Origin of the sequence: Sphingomonas sp. 66-10 (genome assembly GCF_001897045.1) — a bacterium.
GTDB classification, from domain to species: Bacteria; Pseudomonadota; Alphaproteobacteria; order Sphingomonadales; family Sphingomonadaceae; genus Sphingomonas; species Sphingomonas lycopersici.
This window is the reverse complement of the sequence record NZ_MKRR01000134.1, coordinates 87,819-104,711: the sequence shown is the minus strand read 5'-3', so window position 1 is coordinate 104,711 and position 16,893 is coordinate 87,819. Positions and strand designations below refer to the sequence as shown.

Below are 16,893 nucleotides of genomic sequence, written 5' to 3'. Positions count from 1 at the left end.
GGCGAAACCGCCCCCATCGCCAGCCCGAGCGCGACGATCGAGAAGCTGAAGAAGGCGTTCATCGTCCCGGCGAGCCGTCCACGCAGCGAGGGGCGGAAGAGATTGACGTAAATGCCCACGCCGACCGGGAAGCTCGCGCCGGCGAAAATGCCGAGCAGGAAGCGCTGGACGAGCAGCATCGGATAGCTCGCGACCGCGACCCCCGCGATCAGCATCGTTCCATAGCCGAGGACCACCAGCGCGAAGGTGCGGCGTCGCCCGAAGCGGTCGGCCAATTGCCCGATCAGCACTGCCCCGATCAGCGCGCCCGCGCCCTGCGCCGAATAGGCCGAACCGACCTCGATTAGCGAGAGGTGGAGCGAAGCGCGAATGAACGGCCGAAGCACGTCCACGGTATTCCACGCCCAGCCGTAGAGGAATTCGCAGACCAACAGCAGCGCGAAGATCGCGATTTGCCGCCCCATCCCGGGTACGGGATGCGCAGGTCGCTCGGCGAGCTCGGCGTCGATATCCGCCCGGGCGGCAAGGGGAACGGCAGCAGACATGCGAAAAGCACTCCGGTCGGAAAGACGGTAGGAGCCGCGTCGCGCGGCTCCGCCGGCTGGTCAGGCAGCCGCCTGGATCGCCGCCAGCTTGAGCTGCACCAGCATCGACAATTCGTCATAGACGACCCATTCGTCGACGATTTTGCCGTCCTTTATGTGGAAGTGGGTGACGCCCATCACCAAGAGGTGATGCCCTGTCGGCGCGCCGAGCGCGCCATAGCCGAGGTGGTGACCGTCCATCACCCAACGCACCGCATATTTGGTGCCGCCCTCCTCGCTGTCGACCGAGCAGATGTGCTGCGGCACGAACGAGCAGTCGGGCATCAGCGCGACGAGACGCATCGTCTGCTGCAGGACGGCGGCAATGCCGTAGAGCTCGCGCATCAGCGGCCCGTGCCACTGGCAATTGGGGGCATAGATTTCGTGGATCTTGCCGAACATGCGCTTGTTGTAGATGTGGTGCAGCCAGGTGAGCAGCTGTTCCTCGCCGTCGTTATGCGCGATCGACAGGTCCGCCTCGCTCTCCGGCGGATATTGGCCGAGCAACCGGCGGTTCTCGGCAAGATCGAGGACGCTTTCGCCCAGCTCGAATTTCTTCTGCGCGATCCCTTGCGCAAAGACATGCGGATCGACCCCGACCTGGATCAGCGGCCCCATATTGTCGCGCACGATCCATTCCTTGTAGATCTTGTTTTCCAGGATCATGCAATCGGCGACGGTGCGGGTGCAGAAGGTGCGACCGGTCGGCTTGCCCCAGCTGCCGAATTCGGTGTGCCGGCCCAGGCCATGCGTCATATGGCTGGTGTAGAAGCCGTTCACATCGTCGCCGCGCCAGATCACCTGCAGCGCCATGCCGCGCCGGTCGGGGAATTCGACCAGACGCTGGATGGTGTCGCGGATGTGCGTCTCGCGATCGTACATCGTGCCCATCGTCGTATAGGCGACGCAATTGTGGGTATAATGCGAATAGATCAGCCCGACGTCGCGCTCGTCCCAGATGCGGTGGGTGCAGCGCACGATATAATCGACGATATCGGTGTAGCAGTCGTCGAAGCCGCGCATCGATTGCACGCGCTTGCGGCCCTCGGGCACGAGCTGGGTAAAGTCGCGCCGTTCGACCTGCAGGACGCGGCCCGCGCCGATGTCGGGCGTCGTCAGCTCGCTGCGGGCGGCGTCGGCGGGCTTCTTGGCGGTTGGAATATCAGTCACGTGACCTCCGTGCGATGATCGTGATGGCTTATGCGACGGCCCGGATGCGCACCAGCCAGTCGGCGAGCGCGCGGGCGCATGGTTCGGGGCGTTCGAGCGGCAGGAAGTGGCCCGCATCCGGGACGATCACCAGCTCGGCTTCGGGCAGCTCTTCGGCGAGTTCGCGTTGCAGCTCGGGCGGGGCGATACGATCCTCGGCACCGCCCAATACCAGCGTGGGCATCGTCATGCGCGCGAGCAGCGGCCGTTTGTCGAAACGGGTGAGCGCCACCTCGGTCTGCAGCGCAAGCGTGCCGGCGGGCTGGCTTGCCGCCATGTCCATGATCGTCGCCCGGAGCGCGTGATCGTCGCGGGCGCGGACGGCAACCGATCGGGGCCAGAGGATGTCGCCGACGAGGGCGGCAGGATCGCTGGATGCGGCGGCGCGGCGCGCGGCATGATCGGCCGGCGGCACATCTCGTCCGTTAGCGGCGATCAGCCCGAGCGCGGCGATCCGCTCCGGCGCTATGGCGGCGAGCTCCAGTGCGACGATCGCGCCGAGCGAGAACCCGACCGGAATGAAGCGCCCCGGATATTGCGCCAGCGCGCGCATCGCCAACGCGTGGGCCGAACCGAGCCCGGTCATGTCGAAATGTTCAATGCTATACCCGGTCGCGCGGAGCTGCGGCGTGATCGCGCCGAAGACGCGCGCATCGCACAGTGTTCCCGGCAGCAGAACGAGCGGCAGGTCGGTTTCCTCGTTACGCCCCGGCGCGGACATCAGCCTTAACTCTCCATGCGGACGCTCGTGGCGTCCTCCCGACAAGTTTTCGCCGGCCGACATGTATCGCTTGCGCCGGCCGTTGGCATGGCGTAGCACAAATGAATTCGAATGCAAACAGCGATTCATCCGGTCGGTACGCGGGAGATGCGCATTGGCTCGGGGAACATGTTAGGGAGTGAAACGTGACCGAGTGGACCCGCGAAGCGATGGCCGCGCGCCTGGTGCGCTACGCAGATCTCGTGCCTTGTCGCACCGCCTTCATCGACACCCGCACGCCCGGGTCGACCGAGAAGGAGAATTTCACGATCATCGGCCCCGGCGTGTCCGAGAGTGCCGACCAGTTCGTCCACATCACCGAGCCGCACGGCTTCAACATCGGCGCCGCGCGCCAGCCCGAGGGCTGCGTCAACTCGCAGCACAGCCATGAGACGGCGGAGGTTTTCGTCGTCCATTCCGGCCATTGGCGGCTGATCTTCGGTCCCAATCGTGAAGACGGCACGCTCGATATCGGGCCGGGCGACGTGGCTTCGGTGCCGATCCATATGTTCCGCGGGTTCGAGAAGATCGACGAGGGGACCGGCTTCCTCTGGGTGGTGCTGGGGCAGGACGATCCCGGCAAGGTCACCTGGGCGCCGGCGGTTTTCGAATCCGCCGCCGAATTCGGCCTCAAACTGGCCAAAGGCGGCACGCTGATCGATACCAGCGAGGGCGACTATCGGCTGCGCGACGTCGAGCTCGAAACGCCGCTCGGCGAGGACGAGCTGGCGGCGTTGCGCACCCCGCCGCTGGAGAAGCTGGCCGAGTGCGTCGTTCGGCTTGACGATGTGCGGGCCAATCCTGAATCGCCACTGGCGGGGCCCGGCGTCGAGGAGGCCGGGCTGATCGTGCCGCGCGCCACCGCCGACGGCTTCGCGCCCGGCCCGATCAGCGGCTGGTGGCCGCACGGCTTCAATCTGCGGCTGCTGACCTTGCAGTCCGGCGCTTACATCCCGACCCACAGCCGCCGTGAAACTGAGGTGATCTTCGTTCATTCGGGGACGCTGGAAGTGAGCTGGAACGGCGGCGATCTCGTCATGGGCGCGGGGGACACGCTGACCGTGCCGATCGGGCTTGCCCATGCGCTGCGCAACACCGCCTCGGTGCCGTGCATTGCTTATGTCGTGCGCGGCGGCGAAGATCCTGCGCGCCCGCTGTTCGAGGGGTGACCTGCGTCGGACCCGACGTTTCGGCCTTCCCCGTCACCCCGGCCTTGAGCCGGGGTCCGTCGTGCCGCTAACTCTGCGGCAAGAACTTCTTGCTCCGCGCCTGCCTCCCGATGGACTCCGGCTCAAGGCCGCGGTGACGGAAGTAAATGTTGATTAGAGCGTCGCGCCAGCAGCAGCGCCTGTCGTCATACGGAGGAGAACACGGCGGCGCGGGGTTCCGCGCCGCCGTCCCAGGTCAGGCGGGCTGGCGGATCCGGTCGTAGCGGATCGCGGCGGCTTTCTGGTGCCCCTCCAGGCCCTCGCTGCCGCTCTGGCGGATCGCTGGCGGCGCGACTGCGGCGATCGCTTTGTCCTCGAGCCACTGGTGCGTCGCGATCTTCACGTAAGAGCCGACCCACAGGCCGCCGGTATAACGCCCCGCACCCATTGTCGGCAGCGTATGATTGGTGCCGACATTCTTGTCTGAATAGACCACGCTGGCGTTCTCGCCGATGAACAGCGAGCCGTAATTGCGCAGCTTGGCGGCCATGCCATGCGGATCGCGGGTGTGAACCTGGAGATGCTCCGCCGCGACATGATCCGAATAAGCGATCATCGCCGCTTCGTTCGCGCAAAGCACGACTTCGCCGTAATTCGCCCAGCTCTCCGCCGCGATCTTGGCGGTGGCCAGCGTCTGGAGCTGGCGCTCGACCTCGCGCACGGTCGCTTCGGCAAGCGCGCGATCGGTGGTGATGAGGCCGACGCGGGTCCGCACGTCATGCTCGGCTTGTCCGAGCAGATCGCATGCGATCAGCTCGGGATCGCCGCTTGCGTCGGCAAGGATGAAGATCTCCGACGGGCCGGCGAGCTGGTCGATGCCGACCGGGCCGAACACCTGGCGCTTCGCCTCGTTCACGAAGGCGTTGCCCGGCCCCATGATCTTGTTGACCTGCGGCACGCTCTCGGTGCCATAGGCCATTGCCGCAATCGCCTGTGCGCCGCCGATGCGGAAGATGCGATCGGCGCCCGAAAGGTGACAGCCGGCGATCATCGCCTGGTGCGCATTGGGCGGCAGGCAGGCGACGACCTCGCCGCACCCTGCGACCTTGCCCGGCACGATCGTCATGATTGGTGCCGAGAGCAGCGGAAAGCGGCCGCCCGGCACATAGGCGCCGACGCGGTCGATCGGGATGACGCGATGACCGAGATGCAGCCCGGGGATCGGCTCGACCTCCAGCGGAAGGATCGTGCCGAGCTGCGCTTCGGCGAAGCGGCGTACATTGTCGATCGCGAACTCGGTATCGGCACGGGTCTGCGGGTCGAGCGCGTCGAGCGCCGCCGCGCGCTCGGCCGCGGAGACTTCGAAACGATCGAGATCGGCCTTGTCGAATTCGGCGCTGTAGCGGCGCACCGCGGCGTCGCCTTCTGTGCGTACATCGGCGAGAATCCGCGCGACCAGCCCGGCGACATCGCCGCTATCGGTGATCTGATCGCGCGCGGGCGCCTTGATATAGCTTGCGATGTCGGAAAATCCCTGCGGTGCGTCGGTCATGGCATAAGCTCCCCTTGATCGGTCTGGATGGGTCGAACGGGCGACGGCGGGCAGCCTTATTGCATCCGAATGCAATTGTCACGCCGCAAAGCGGGCGAGGGAAGGAGCGGGGGCCCTCGTGCATCGATCGTCCTAGACCGCGCATCCGCGTGCAGTTACGAATGGCTCATGCCCAAGCCACGATCGACCAAGAAGCTGAAGTCCGCCGCAATGGAGGAGGGGCGTCGGCCGACCTCCTATGACGTGGCGCGCATCGCCGGGGTTTCGCAGTCGGCGGTGTCGCGCTGCTTCGCCCCCAATGCTTCGATCGCGCCGGCCAAGCGCAAGCTGATCCTCAAGGTCGCGGCGGAGATCGGGTATAAGCCCAACGCCCTCGCCCAGGCGCTGATCTCGCGGCGGACCAATATCGTCGCGGTGATCATCTCGGCGCGCACCAATTTCTACTATCCCGAAGTGCTGGCCGAACTCGGCGCGCGATTGAGCGAGAAGGACTTCCGCGTCCTGCTGTTCGCGCTCTCGCAGGAAAGCGAGGTCGACGGGGTGCTCGATCAGATCTGGCGTCATTCGGTCGACGGGGTGATCTCGGCAGCGCGCCTGTCTCCCGCGCAGGTGCTGCAATTCACCGAACATCGCGTACCGGTCGTGCTTTACAACCGCGTCGCGACAGGGGCGGCATCGGTACGATGCGACTCGGTGGAAGGAGAGCGGGAAATCGTCGGGCGCCTGCTCGCGGCGGGACATCGGCGCTTCAGCCTGATTTCCGGGCCGGCCGACAATTATGTCGCCGAGGAGCGGCGCAGCGCCGCGCTGGCCGCGCTGGCGCAGGCAGGAGTGGCCGAAGTTCCCGAGGTGCGCGGCGACTTCACCTATGAAAGCGGCCGGCAGGCGATGCGCGAGCTGAGCGCCCGATCGCAGGGGCAGGACGCGATCGTCGTCGTCAACGATATGATGGCGATCGGCGCGATGGACGCGGCGCGAATCGATCTCGGCCTTTCGGTGCCGCGGGACCTTTCGATCGTCGGTTTCGACGGGTCGGGTGCGTCGCGGCTCGGTGCATACGACCTCACAACCGTCACCCAGCCGGTACATTCCATGGCCGAGGCGGCGGGGGAGATCTTAATAAAGCGGATAGCGGATTTCTCGGCTCCCCCCGAACAGAGATTGTTCAGCGGCAATATCAGCGAAGGTACAAGCGCCAGGATTGCGTAAAGCGCCTAGCAACATCAATCGGATGAACTTTCGCAATCCGCGAAATTAACTGGCATACCGATCGTTTTCCTTCGCCGACGCCCCTTTCGAAATCGATATTCTGCCGCAAATCTGGCTGGTTTATTACTGAATAACCTTACCAATCCTGCCGGCATAATTAGTGATTTCGAATGCAAAAATTCGTGGACAGCGCGGCATAGCGTCGATACGTTCCTCGGCATAAAGGGCAGTTGGGGATAAGAGGATGCGCACGCATTTCGTGAGGGGGGTTTCATTCATCGCGCTGGCTTTTGCGGCGACGTCCGCGATGGCGCAGGAGGCCGGCGTCGCGCCGAGCACGCCGGGGGAGGGCGCAAGCGCCGCGGGCGATATCGTCGTCACCGCACAGCGTCGCAGCGAGCGTCTGCTCGACGTGCCGGTGGCGGTGACCGCGCTTTCCGGCGACGCGCTCCAGAAGTTGGGCGCGCAGAATGTCTCCAAGGTCGAATTGCTGACTCCGGGCTTCACCTGGGGGTCGCAGGGGTCGGATTCCTTCCCGGCGATCCGGGGGGTGCGCACCAGCCTGGTCAGCGCGCAGACCGATCCGGTGATCGGCTTCTATCTCGACGGCATCTATCAAAGCCGCACCCAGCAGCAGAGCATACCGCTGTTCGACGTCGCACGCGTCGAGGTGCTGCGCGGGCCGCAGGGCACGCTCTATGGCCGTAACACGTTCGGCGGCAATATCAGCGTCGTCACCGCCGAGCCAACCAGCGAATTGGGCGCCGGGATCAATCTCGAGAAAGGCAATTACAATTCGGCGCGCGTCGACGGTTTCGTCAACATCCCGGTCACCGAGACGCTGCAATTGCGCGTCGCCGGGGTGTTCCAGCGCCACGACGGTTATGTGAAGTCGACCACGCCGGGCATCGTGCTCAACGATCTCGACGAAAATGCGCAGCGCGTCTCGCTCAAATGGCGCCCGACCAGTGCGCTCGAAATAAGCCTTCACGCCGGCGCGTGGCGGCGGAACGATGCAGGGGCAGGATCTTACGGCTACAAGACCGCGGGTACGCTCATCAACCCCGCGACCGGCTATCAGTCGATCAACGGCGCGGGGCTGGCGGTGAACCCCTCCGTGCCCAATGGCAGCCCGAATGTCGCGGGCCGCGACGTCGGCGTGCCAGTGACCGGCGGCGCCTGGACCAACGACTGGGATTATCAGCCGTTCGAGCGCGTCGCGGAAGATTATGTCTCGGGCCAGATTTCCTATGATTTCGGCCCCGCGACGATCCGCTCGATCACCGGCTACACCCACTTCCGCGCGCATCGCAGCGCCGACAACGACCAGTCGAGCAAGATATTCGAGGCTTATGGCTATGGCTCAGGGGTCCAGGAGCCCAATACCCGCTCGAAGGCCTTCTCGCAGGAAGTGCAGATCGCCTCGAATAGCCGCAGCCCGCTCGAATGGATCGTCGGCGCTTATTATTTGAACGACAAGATCTTCGAGACCTATCAACAGAAGATCACCGCGCCGAACGCCACCACCAAAGGCTTCAAGGCGGATTCGGATATCCGCATCGAGGCGCTCGCCTTCTACGGCCAGGCGACCTATTCGCTGATCCCCGACAAGCTCAAGCTGATCGGCGGCATCCGCTATTCCTACGAGAAGAAGAGTTTTGTCTTCTCCGATTACGCCGATGCGCCGCCCGGCACCTATGATTTCAAGGTGCCCTATGTCGTGACCCGTGGCGCCCCCTCGTTCAACAGCTGGACCTGGCGCGCGGGTCTCCAATATACGATCGATCATAATAGCATGGTCTATGCCACCGCATCGACCGGCTTCGCCTCGGGCGGGGTGAACGACAGCGGCGGCAACCCGCTGATCCCGCAATCCTATGCGCCGCAAAAGGTCAATGCCTATGAGGCCGGCATCAAGAGCCGCATCCTCGGCGGGATGGGGCAGGTCGAAGCGTCGTTCTTCTACAACAAGTTCAGCGATCTGCAGATCAATATCTATACGCCGCTGGTGTCCTATTTCGGTTCCGCCGGCAAAGCGCGCAGCTATGGCGGCGAACTGGCGCTGCGGCTGAACCCGGTCGAGGCGCTGCACATCGACGCCAGCGTCGCGGTGATGGACGCGAAATACACGACCTATATCAGCGGCAACAACTTTTACGGATTGTCCGACGGCACCGATCCGATCTCGCTCAACCTCGCCGGCAACCGCATCCCGCAATCGCCCACCTTCAAGTCGACGCTGATGGTGTCCTACGACATCGATCTCGGCTCGGCGGGCAAATTGTCGCCGACCGGATCGTGGCTGCATTCGAGCAGCTATTACACGACGGACCGCAACACGGTGCTCGATCGCCAGGGCCGCTATGACAAATTCGATGCGTCGTTGCGGTGGAGCAGCGCCGATGGCCGCACCTATATCGAGGCCTATGGCGACAATCTGACCAATCAGGAGATATTGCTCAGCGGCGTGATCGGGCGTCGCCAGCGCATCCAGGTGTCTTATGCGGCGCCGCGCACTTACGGCATTCGCGTCGGGACGAAATTCTGACGGGTGCCGTTATCGCATCGGGGCGGTGATTCCCTCTCGTGTCCCCGCGAAGGCGGGGACCCAGACTGGGCTACCGCCTTCGCGGGCGCACGAGAAGGGTTCGGTGTGATCCCGGTTAAAGGCACGATGCTGCCGGGACGCCGATACGAACAGTAAGAGGAGAGGGGCCGGGAAACTGCGCCCCTTTCTCACGCGCTAGACGCGGTGATGTCAGCGCTCTCGACGATCCGGCCGAGCGCGAACAGCAATTGCTCCTCGCCGGCCGGCACGAGCAGTTCCACCCCGATCGGCCTGGCGGCGCCCCGGACCGGTATGCTCATTGCCGGCCATCCCGTGCGCGCGGCCAGTTCGGGCGCCCAGCCGACCTTGGGATTGTCCAGCCCGCGGGGGATCACCCGCATCGTCGGATAAAGCAATGCGTCGAGACGCAGCCGGGCGAGCGCCTCGGTGAGAACAATGGTCAATCGGCGATGCTGGTCGAGGATGACGGCGGTCGCCGCGCGATCATAGGCGAGCCGCGCGGTGATCGCGTCGCGATGGTCGGGCAGAAAGCGGCCGCTCGCCAGCAGTGCGGCAAGATTGGCCGGCGCGGTGCCGGCGATGAAGTTGCGCGCAAGATAGGCGTCGAATGCCGCGGCGAATTCGGCATCGACGATATGCGGTCCGTCGAGAAGCGCCTCGAGTTCGGCGATTTCGACCGGGTCGATCACCGCGACCCCTGCCTCCTTCAGCCTGCGCGCCGCTTGCTCGCAGGCAGCGATGATGGCCGGGTCGGCGCCGAATGCCTGGCGCAGCATGCCGATGCGCATCGGCCGCGCGCCTCGCTGCGCGATCGTGCCGCCCATGATGCGATAGAGCAGCGCCGCGTCCGCCACGGAGCGCGTGATCGGGCCGATCGTGTCGGTCGACGGCGCGAGCGGCGCTACCCCGGCGAGCGACAACACGCCATGCGCGGGGCGCAGCCCGACCAGCCCGTTGCACGCGGCGGGGATGCGGATCGACCCGCCCGTGTCGGTGCCGATCGCCGCCATCGCATAGCCGCGCGCCACCGCCACCGCGGATCCGCCGCTCGACCCGCCCGCGGTCGATCCCGGCGCCAGCGGGCAGATTACATCTCCCCCCAGCGAACTGCGCGACCGGACCTCGAAGGAGAATTCGGACAGGTTGGTCTTGCCGATGATGATTGCGCCGGCGGCTTGCAGACGCTCGACCACCGGGGCGCTGGCGCGCGGAGTCGCCAATGCCAGTGCCAGACAGCCGGAGGTCGTGGCCATGCCGGCAAGATCGATATTGTCCTTGATTGCCAGCACAATGCCATGCAGCGGCGCGAACGTTTCGCCGCGACCGGCGCTGTCATCCGCGCGGCGCGCCGCATCGCGGGCATCAGGCGCGAGCGAGAGGATCGCCTTCCATTGGTGGTCTTCGGCCGCGATCCGCGCCAGGCATGCGTCGAGCGCCGCCTCGGCCGAGCGCTTGCCGGCCGCCATATCCGCCGCCAGCTGCTCCAGCGACGGGGCCGCCTCAGCCACCGGCGCGATGTGCCTTGGCGGCGAGATCGGCGGCACCTTGCAGCAGGAAGCTGTGATCCGATCCGACCAGGAACAGATTCGCGCCGCGCTGACGCCAATGGCCGATATCGTCGACCCGGCTGAGGAACATGCCGACCGACCGGCCGTTGGCGCGCCCCGTCGCGCAGACGCGCTCTACCGCGGCGATGACGCGCGGGTCGTCCTGACTGGCGGCGCCATAGCCGACTGTGAGGTCGACTCGGCCGACGAACAGGCAATCCACGCCGTCCACCTGCGCGATCGCCTCGATCTGCTCGACCGCTTCCGGATCCTCGATCTGCGCGATCGTCACCGTTTCGCGATTGCTGATCGCGATATGGTCGAGCATCGCCCGGTTGGTGTAAGCGGCGGCGCGGGGAGAGCCGGCATAACCACGTCCGCCCGCGCCGAAGCGACACGCGCGCGCAAAAGCTTCCGCCTGTTGCGCGTTGCGGATATGCGGCGCGACGACCCCGGTTGCACCGCAATCGAGCGCGTTGAGCACCTGTTCGGGGGCAGCGACGGGCAAGCGGACGAGTGCCGGCATCGCCTCGGCCCGCGCCATCGCGACGCAGCCGTCGATCGCGAGTCGATCGAACGGCGCATGCTCGGCATCGAGGCACAGACAATCGAGCCCCGTGAGCGACAACACCTCGGCGACGATCGGTGACGGCGTCTTGACGAATGTGCCGATAAGCATGTCGCCGCGCACGAGCCGCTCGCGGAACGACGCCTGGGCGTCCGGCATATGCTCGACACCGCTATCGTTCATATGCGCTGCTCCGGTGATGAATTCGCATTCAAAGCTACTCGCCACAAATGCCGGCGTCAATGCGCGCGTTCAGCGATGGCGCGAAATTTTCCTCATGACAACCGCGCGTCGAATCGATATTGCATTCGAATTCATTCAGGAGGCGGCAATGCACTATTTGAAGCGCGGGGCAGCGGCGGAAGTTCGCGCCGAGGCCGACCGCAAGGTCCGTGACATCGTGGAACAGACGCTTGCCGACATTGCGGCGCGGGGCGATGCCGCGGTGCGCGACCTCTCGATCAAATTCGACGGCTGGGATCGCGACAGCTACGCGCTGACCGATCGCGAGAAGCAGGATTGTCTCGACCAATTGTCCGGCCAGGATCTGAAGGACATCGAATTCGCCCAGCAGCAGGTGCGCAATTTCGCGCAGATCCAGCGCGACAGCATCAAGGACGTCGAAGTCGAAACGCTGCCGGGGGTCGTGCTGGGGCATAAGAACATCCCGGTCAATGCCGCCGGCTGCTACGTGCCGGGCGGAAAATATCCTTTGCTCGCCTCGGCGCATATGTCGGTCATCACCGCCAAGGTGGCGGGGGTGCCGCGGGTCATCACCTGCGCGCCGCCGTTTCAGGGCAAGCCGGCGCCGGCGATCGTCGCGGCGCAGATGATGGCGGGCGCCGACGAGATCTACGCGCTGGGCGGTATTCAGGCGATCGGCGCGATGGCGTTGGGCACCGAGAGCATTCGCCCGGTCGACATGCTGGTCGGCCCCGGCAATGCGTTCGTCGCCGAGGCCAAGCGCCAGCTCTACGGCCGGGTCGGGATCGATCTGTTCGCGGGGCCGACCGAAACCCTGGTGATCGCGGACGAGATCGGCTGCGATGCGGAATTGGCCGCGACCGATTTGTTGGGGCAGGCCGAACATGGGCCGGACAGCCCGGCGATCCTGCTGACGACCTCGGAGCGGCTCGCGCGCGAAACGATGCTCGAAATCAACCGCCTGCTGGAAATTCTTCCCACTGCGGAACATGCTCGCAAGGCATGGGAGAGCTATGGCGAGGTGATCGTGGCCGAGGACGATGCCGAAATGGCGCGCGTCGCCGACGAGATCGCGTCGGAACATGTCCAGGTGATGACCGCCGATCCCGACTATTTCCTCCGCAACATGACCAATTACGGCGCGCTGTTTCTCGGCGCGCGCACCAATGTATCGTTCGGTGACAAGGTGATCGGCACCAATCACACGTTGCCGACGCGGAAGGCGGCGCGCTACACGGGGGGCTTGTGGGTCGGCAAGTTCATCAAGACCTGCACCTATCAGCGCGTCATCAGCGACGAGGCCTCGGCGATGATCGGTGAATATTGCAGCCGTTTATGCGCGTTGGAGGGCTTCGCAGGGCACGGCGAGCAGGCCAATATCCGCGTCCGCCGCTATGGCGGCCGCGACGTGCCTTATGCGGGCAGGGCCGAGCCGTTGGCGGCCGCATAACATGCATCTCCCCAAAACCCCGTCCTTCCGGCTCGACGGCCGGCGCGCATTGGTGACCGGGGCGGGGCGGGGGATCGGTCTCGCCCTCTCCGCCGCCCTGGCCGATGCCGGCGCCGGGATCACGCTCGTTGCGCGCTCGGGCGGCGAAATCGAGGCTGGCGCCGAGGCGATCCGCCGCGCCGGCGGGAGCGCCGAAGCGGTCGTGCTCGACGTCAGCGACGGTGCGGCGGTACGGCGCTTTTTCGAGCAACGCGCGGCGTTCGACATCCTGGTCAACAATGCCGGCACCAACCGCCCGATGCCGATGCAGGACGTATCGGAAAGCGATTATGATGCGGTGCTCGGTCTCAATGTGAAGGCAGCGTTTTTTGTCGCGCAAGCCGCCGTGCGGCGGATGATCGACCAGCGAATTGCGGGCAGCCTGATTCATATCGGATCGCAGATGGGCCATGTCGGCGGGCAGCGGCGCTCGCTCTATTGCGCGTCCAAATGGGCGATCGAAGGGATGAGCAAAGCCTTCGCACTCGATCTTGCGCCGTTTGGCATCCGCTCGAACACGATCGCGCCGACCTTCATCGAGACGCCGTTGACCAAGCCTTTCTTCGAGGATGCGACCTTCAAGACGGCGGTGCTCGAGAAGATCAAGCTCGGCCGGCTCGGCACGGTCGAGGATCTGATGGGCGCGGTGTTGTTTTTGGCCTCCGACGCTGCTGGGCTGGTCACCGGAACCAGCCTGATCGTCGATGGCGGCTGGACTGCGGATTAGAAAATAGAATTTACATAAGATGTCTTATCGACTTTATCCGGCTTCGGCGCTGGATAGAATGACAGCGATCAAAAGGGCTTAGGCCGATATCCTAGTCCGTTGAAGGAATCGCGATCACAACCGTGAACGGCTGAGACGATGTGCGGCTGACAAACTCGATCTTGCCCCCTGCCCGGTGCGCGAGCGTCGAAGCGATCGAAAGACCCAGTCCACTTCCGGAGAGATGCTGATCACGCGGAAGCCGGAAAAAACGCTGGGTTGCGAGCGGCTGGTGCTCAACCGGGATACCTGGCCCCGTATCGCTGATCGAGATGACGTTGCGATCGGGTGCCCGTTTCAACTCTACCGTAACCTCACCCCCTGCGCCGCCATACCGCACGGCATTCTCGATCAGGTTGCTCACCATTTCTTCAAGCAATATCGCGGGCAACTTGACCGTAAAGCTCAGATCGGCCCGGAAATGGAGCTCTACTCCTGCCGCCGCCGCTCCGGGCGCGAGGCGCATGCAGAGATTTTGAATGACCGCGCGAGCGTCACAAAGGTTGGCGATCAGGCCATCCTCCTCCTGCTCGGCGCGGGCCAGCGCCAGCAATTGGGTCAGGAGCCGTTGCAGGCGCTCCGTGGCCTCGCGGATGTCGGCGATCGTCGCCATTTGCTGCGCGTCGTTCGTCGAGCGGCGCTGGAGCAATTCGACATGCGCGCGCAACGCCGCCAGCGGCGTCCGCAGCTGGTGGGAGGCATCGGCGGTAAAACGGCGCGATCGCTCCGTGGCCTGGCCGAGCTGACCGAGCAGATTGTTGAAGCCCAGGATAAGACCGGACAATTCGGGTGTAACATCGGCCGTCGTCAGCGGCGTGAAATCGATCTTGTCCGGGTCCCTCGCCGCGATCTGCGACTGGACGGCCGCGACGGGGCGCAATCCCCAGCGAATGGCGGGCCGAAGCAGGAAAATCGCGAAGCCGACGAGCGTGGCTTCGAGCAGCGCCAGCCCGAGCAGCATCGAACGAGCGAGCGCGCCGCGTTCGTCCAATGTTTCCGCGACCTGCACGACGACGGGATCGCGCAATTGCGGCAGCTGGCGGACCTCGGTGACGACCCTGACGCGCTGATCCAGATAGTCGTCATAACGGAACCCGGTGCTCCCGTTCGACGCACCGGTTCCAACCGGATTGGGGAAATCCCGATATCCGGTGAGAAAGCGGCTGCCGTGATGCACGCTATAATAGACGTTGTCGCGCGCATTGTCTTCCAGCATGCCGAATGCGCCGGGTGGCAGCTCGAGCGAGACCTGGCCTCGCTCCGCGCGGATCGTGTCGGTGATGGACCTGACGGACGCGGCCAGCATCCTGTCGGACATTCGCTCGGCGACATCTTCGATGAACCATGCCCCGCCGACGCCGAGCAGAATCGCCAACAGCGTCAGCGACCCCCCGACGACGACGAGCTGGCGGCGGGTCAGCGACCAATGGCTCGTGTTCAATATGGTGCTCAAGGCCCGAGCATATAGCCCAGGCCACGCAGGTTGCGGATGGTCGGTCCATCGGGCGCGAGTTTCTTGCGCAGGCGCGTGACATAGACTTCCAGGGCGTTGGGGCCGACCTCGTCGTCGAACGAGAAGACCTGAGCGGCAAGCCGGTCCTTCGGCACGACCTTGCCGCTGTTGATGGCGAGATGGAGCAGCACCGCCCATTCGCGCCTCGGCAAATTCAAACGCCGGCCGCCGACATCCGCGGTTTGCGCGGTCGGATCGCAGATCAGCGTGCCGACGACGAGCTGGGGGTTGGCGTCGCCGGCGCCGCGGCGGATCAGCGCGCGGAGCCGCGCCAGCAGTTCCGTTCCGTCGAAGGGCTTGGAGAGATAATCGTCCGCTCCCTGATCGAGGCCGCGGACGCGATCGGCGATCGCGTCGCGTGCCGTCAATACCAGCACCGGTGCCACGCCCCCCTGCCGGCGGAAAGCGGACAGCAGGTCGAAGCCGGACATGTCCGGAAGGCCGATGTCGAGCACGACCGCGCCATAGGGTTCCAGTTGCAGAACCTCCAGCGCGGCTTCGCCCGAGCCGACCTGATCGACGGCATATCCCTCCGCCGAGAGCATGTTGGTCAGGGCTCTCGCGAGCGAGGCATCGTCTTCGACGACCAGAATGCGGGTCATGACGATTGCAGAGAGAACGAAAGGCTCACGAAAGGCAACTATTTTATATGGGCTCCAGACAAAGGAGAGGAAATGCAGGATCACCTGCCGCAGGTTCGTGCTCGATCACTTCTGGCGATCGCTATCCTGCTCGCGATCATCTTTGCCGGCGCCGCGATTGTGGTTGCGCAGACTCGCGACTTGCGCAGCATTGCAATGCGCGAGGGTGTGCTCGTCATTTACAGCGCGACCGACGAGAATGAAGCCTCCGATCTTTTGCGGGCCTTTTCCGCCCGTTATCCCTTCATCAAGGTCGACTATCGATCGCTTTCCGCGCGCGACGTCTACGACTGGTTTCGGCGCGAGGCGGACGGCGGCCGCAACGTCGCGGATGTCGTCATCAATTCGGCGATGGACCTGCAGATCAAGCTTGTGAACGACCGATATGCGCAGGCGTATCGATCGACCGAGAGCGACCATCTCCCGGATTGGGCGGTCTGGAAGGACCAGGCCTATGCGGTGAGCGCCGAGCCGATCGTCATGGGCTATAATCCAAGGCTGCTCACGCGCGACGCGGTGCCGACCTCGCATGATGAGCTCGCGACGATCCTGCATCGGACGCCCGCGCTGGCGGGCAGGATCGGATCCTATGATCCGGAACGCAGCCCTACCGGCTATCTGTATGTCAGCCAGGACATCCAAGTCGATAGCGACGCATGGGATCTCATCGCCGCCGTTGGCCGCGCCCGTCCGCAATTGTTCCAATCCAGCAAGGACATGATCGAGCAGGTGAGTTCGGCGAAGCTCTCGCTCGCCTATAATATCATCGGCTCCTATGCCTTCGAGCGCGCGGCGCGTGATCCCAATTTCAAGGTCGTCGTTCCGCGCGATTATGTCCTCATGATGTCCCGCGTGGCGCTGATCGCGCGCGAGGCCCCGCATCCGGCGAGCGCCAAGCTCTTTCTGGACTTCATGCTGTCGCGAGAGGGCCAGTCGCTGCTCGAAAAGCATCATATGAGCCCGGTGCGGCTCGACATGGCGCCTGAAAACAAGGTGCTCGCCGGCACCAATGTGCGGGAGGTCCGCGTCGGCCCCGCGCTGATGGCGGCGATCGACACAATGACCTTCGAGCGGTTCGTCCGGAAATGGCGCGAAGCCATTGGCGAAAGCGCGCCCGCCGACAACCAGATTTGA

At 64.8% G+C, this 16,893-nt stretch carries 14 protein-coding genes; 6 read left to right on the top strand and 8 right to left on the bottom strand.

All coding sequences use genetic code 11. The annotated features are described in order from the left end of the window. The 3 genes from BGN95_RS16720 to BGN95_RS16710 form a co-directional block, all read right to left on the bottom strand. Positions 1-545, bottom strand: a 545-nt coding sequence (locus BGN95_RS16720; RefSeq protein WP_286773404.1) for an MFS transporter, incomplete at its 3' end; no start/stop codon positions are given. Positions 546-605: 60 nt separating this feature from the next. Continuing rightward, the gene (locus BGN95_RS16715; protein WP_286773403.1) at positions 606-1,754 is read right to left on the bottom strand and encodes a nuclear transport factor 2 family protein; all 1,149 of its coding nucleotides are present in this window, start codon (positions 1,752-1,754) and stop codon (positions 606-608) included. Between the two features lie 28 nt (positions 1,755-1,782). Beyond that, a complete protein-coding gene (locus BGN95_RS16710; protein ID WP_286773402.1) occupies positions 1,783-2,514 on the bottom strand; it encodes an alpha/beta fold hydrolase in 732 nt (243 codons plus the stop codon). A gap of 185 nt (positions 2,515-2,699) precedes the next feature. On the opposite strand from BGN95_RS16710, the gene BGN95_RS16705 reads away from it, so the two are divergent. Beyond that, positions 2,700-3,722, top strand: coding sequence for a cupin domain-containing protein (locus tag BGN95_RS16705; protein WP_286773401.1), 1,023 nt, complete (start codon positions 2,700-2,702; stop codon positions 3,720-3,722). A 235-nt stretch (positions 3,723-3,957) separates the two neighbouring features. Here the strand turns inward: BGN95_RS16705 and hisD (BGN95_RS16700) are convergent, their stop codons facing one another. Next, positions 3,958-5,253, bottom strand: coding sequence for a histidinol dehydrogenase (gene hisD / locus BGN95_RS16700; RefSeq protein WP_286773400.1), 1,296 nt, complete (start codon positions 5,251-5,253; stop codon positions 3,958-3,960). A 168-nt stretch (positions 5,254-5,421) separates the two neighbouring features. Here hisD (BGN95_RS16700) and BGN95_RS16695 point away from each other — a divergent pair, with 168 nt between their 5' ends. Beyond that, positions 5,422-6,462: a LacI family DNA-binding transcriptional regulator gene (locus tag BGN95_RS16695; RefSeq protein ID WP_286773399.1), complete on the top strand. Its 1,041-nt coding sequence runs from the start codon at positions 5,422-5,424 to the stop codon at positions 6,460-6,462. Positions 6,463-6,706: 244 nt separating this feature from the next. After that, a complete protein-coding gene (locus tag BGN95_RS16690) occupies positions 6,707-9,010 on the top strand; it encodes a TonB-dependent receptor (RefSeq protein WP_286773398.1) in 2,304 nt (767 codons plus the stop codon). Positions 9,011-9,198: 188 nt separating this feature from the next. Here BGN95_RS16690 and BGN95_RS16685 read toward each other — a convergent pair whose 3' ends face one another. Then, positions 9,199-10,539, bottom strand: coding sequence for an amidase (locus tag BGN95_RS16685; protein WP_286773397.1), 1,341 nt, complete (start codon positions 10,537-10,539; stop codon positions 9,199-9,201). Then, entirely contained in the window at positions 10,532-11,329 is a 798-nt protein-coding gene (locus tag BGN95_RS16680; RefSeq protein ID WP_286773396.1) for an HpcH/HpaI aldolase family protein, read from the bottom strand. The genes BGN95_RS16685 and BGN95_RS16680 overlap by 8 nt, the downstream gene beginning before the upstream one ends. Before the next feature lie 148 nt (positions 11,330-11,477). On the opposite strand from BGN95_RS16680, the gene hisD (BGN95_RS16675) reads away from it, so the two are divergent. Then, positions 11,478-12,800, top strand: coding sequence for a histidinol dehydrogenase (gene hisD / locus BGN95_RS16675; RefSeq protein ID WP_286773395.1), 1,323 nt, complete (start codon positions 11,478-11,480; stop codon positions 12,798-12,800). A gap of 1 nt (position 12,801) precedes the next feature. Beyond that, complete coding sequence (locus BGN95_RS16670; RefSeq protein ID WP_286773394.1) at positions 12,802-13,566, top strand: SDR family NAD(P)-dependent oxidoreductase; 765 nt, start codon at positions 12,802-12,804, stop codon at positions 13,564-13,566. A 91-nt stretch (positions 13,567-13,657) separates the two neighbouring features. Here BGN95_RS16670 and BGN95_RS16665 read toward each other — a convergent pair whose 3' ends face one another. Together BGN95_RS16665 and BGN95_RS16660 are read right to left on the bottom strand one after the other, a co-directional pair. Next, positions 13,658-15,046 carry a sensor histidine kinase gene (locus BGN95_RS16665; RefSeq protein WP_286773393.1) on the bottom strand — a complete coding sequence of 463 codons (1,389 nt, stop codon included), beginning with the start codon at positions 15,044-15,046 and terminating at the stop codon, positions 13,658-13,660. An 8-nt stretch (positions 15,047-15,054) separates the two neighbouring features. Beyond that, positions 15,055-15,663 carry a response regulator gene (locus BGN95_RS16660; protein WP_286773429.1) on the bottom strand — a complete coding sequence of 203 codons (609 nt, stop codon included), beginning with the start codon at positions 15,661-15,663 and terminating at the stop codon, positions 15,055-15,057. Between BGN95_RS16660 and BGN95_RS16655 the strand changes: the two genes are divergently transcribed. Continuing rightward, the gene (locus BGN95_RS16655) at positions 15,595-16,893 is read left to right on the top strand and encodes an ABC transporter substrate-binding protein (RefSeq protein ID WP_286773392.1); all 1,299 of its coding nucleotides are present in this window, start codon (positions 15,595-15,597) and stop codon (positions 16,891-16,893) included. The genes BGN95_RS16660 and BGN95_RS16655 overlap by 69 nt on opposite strands.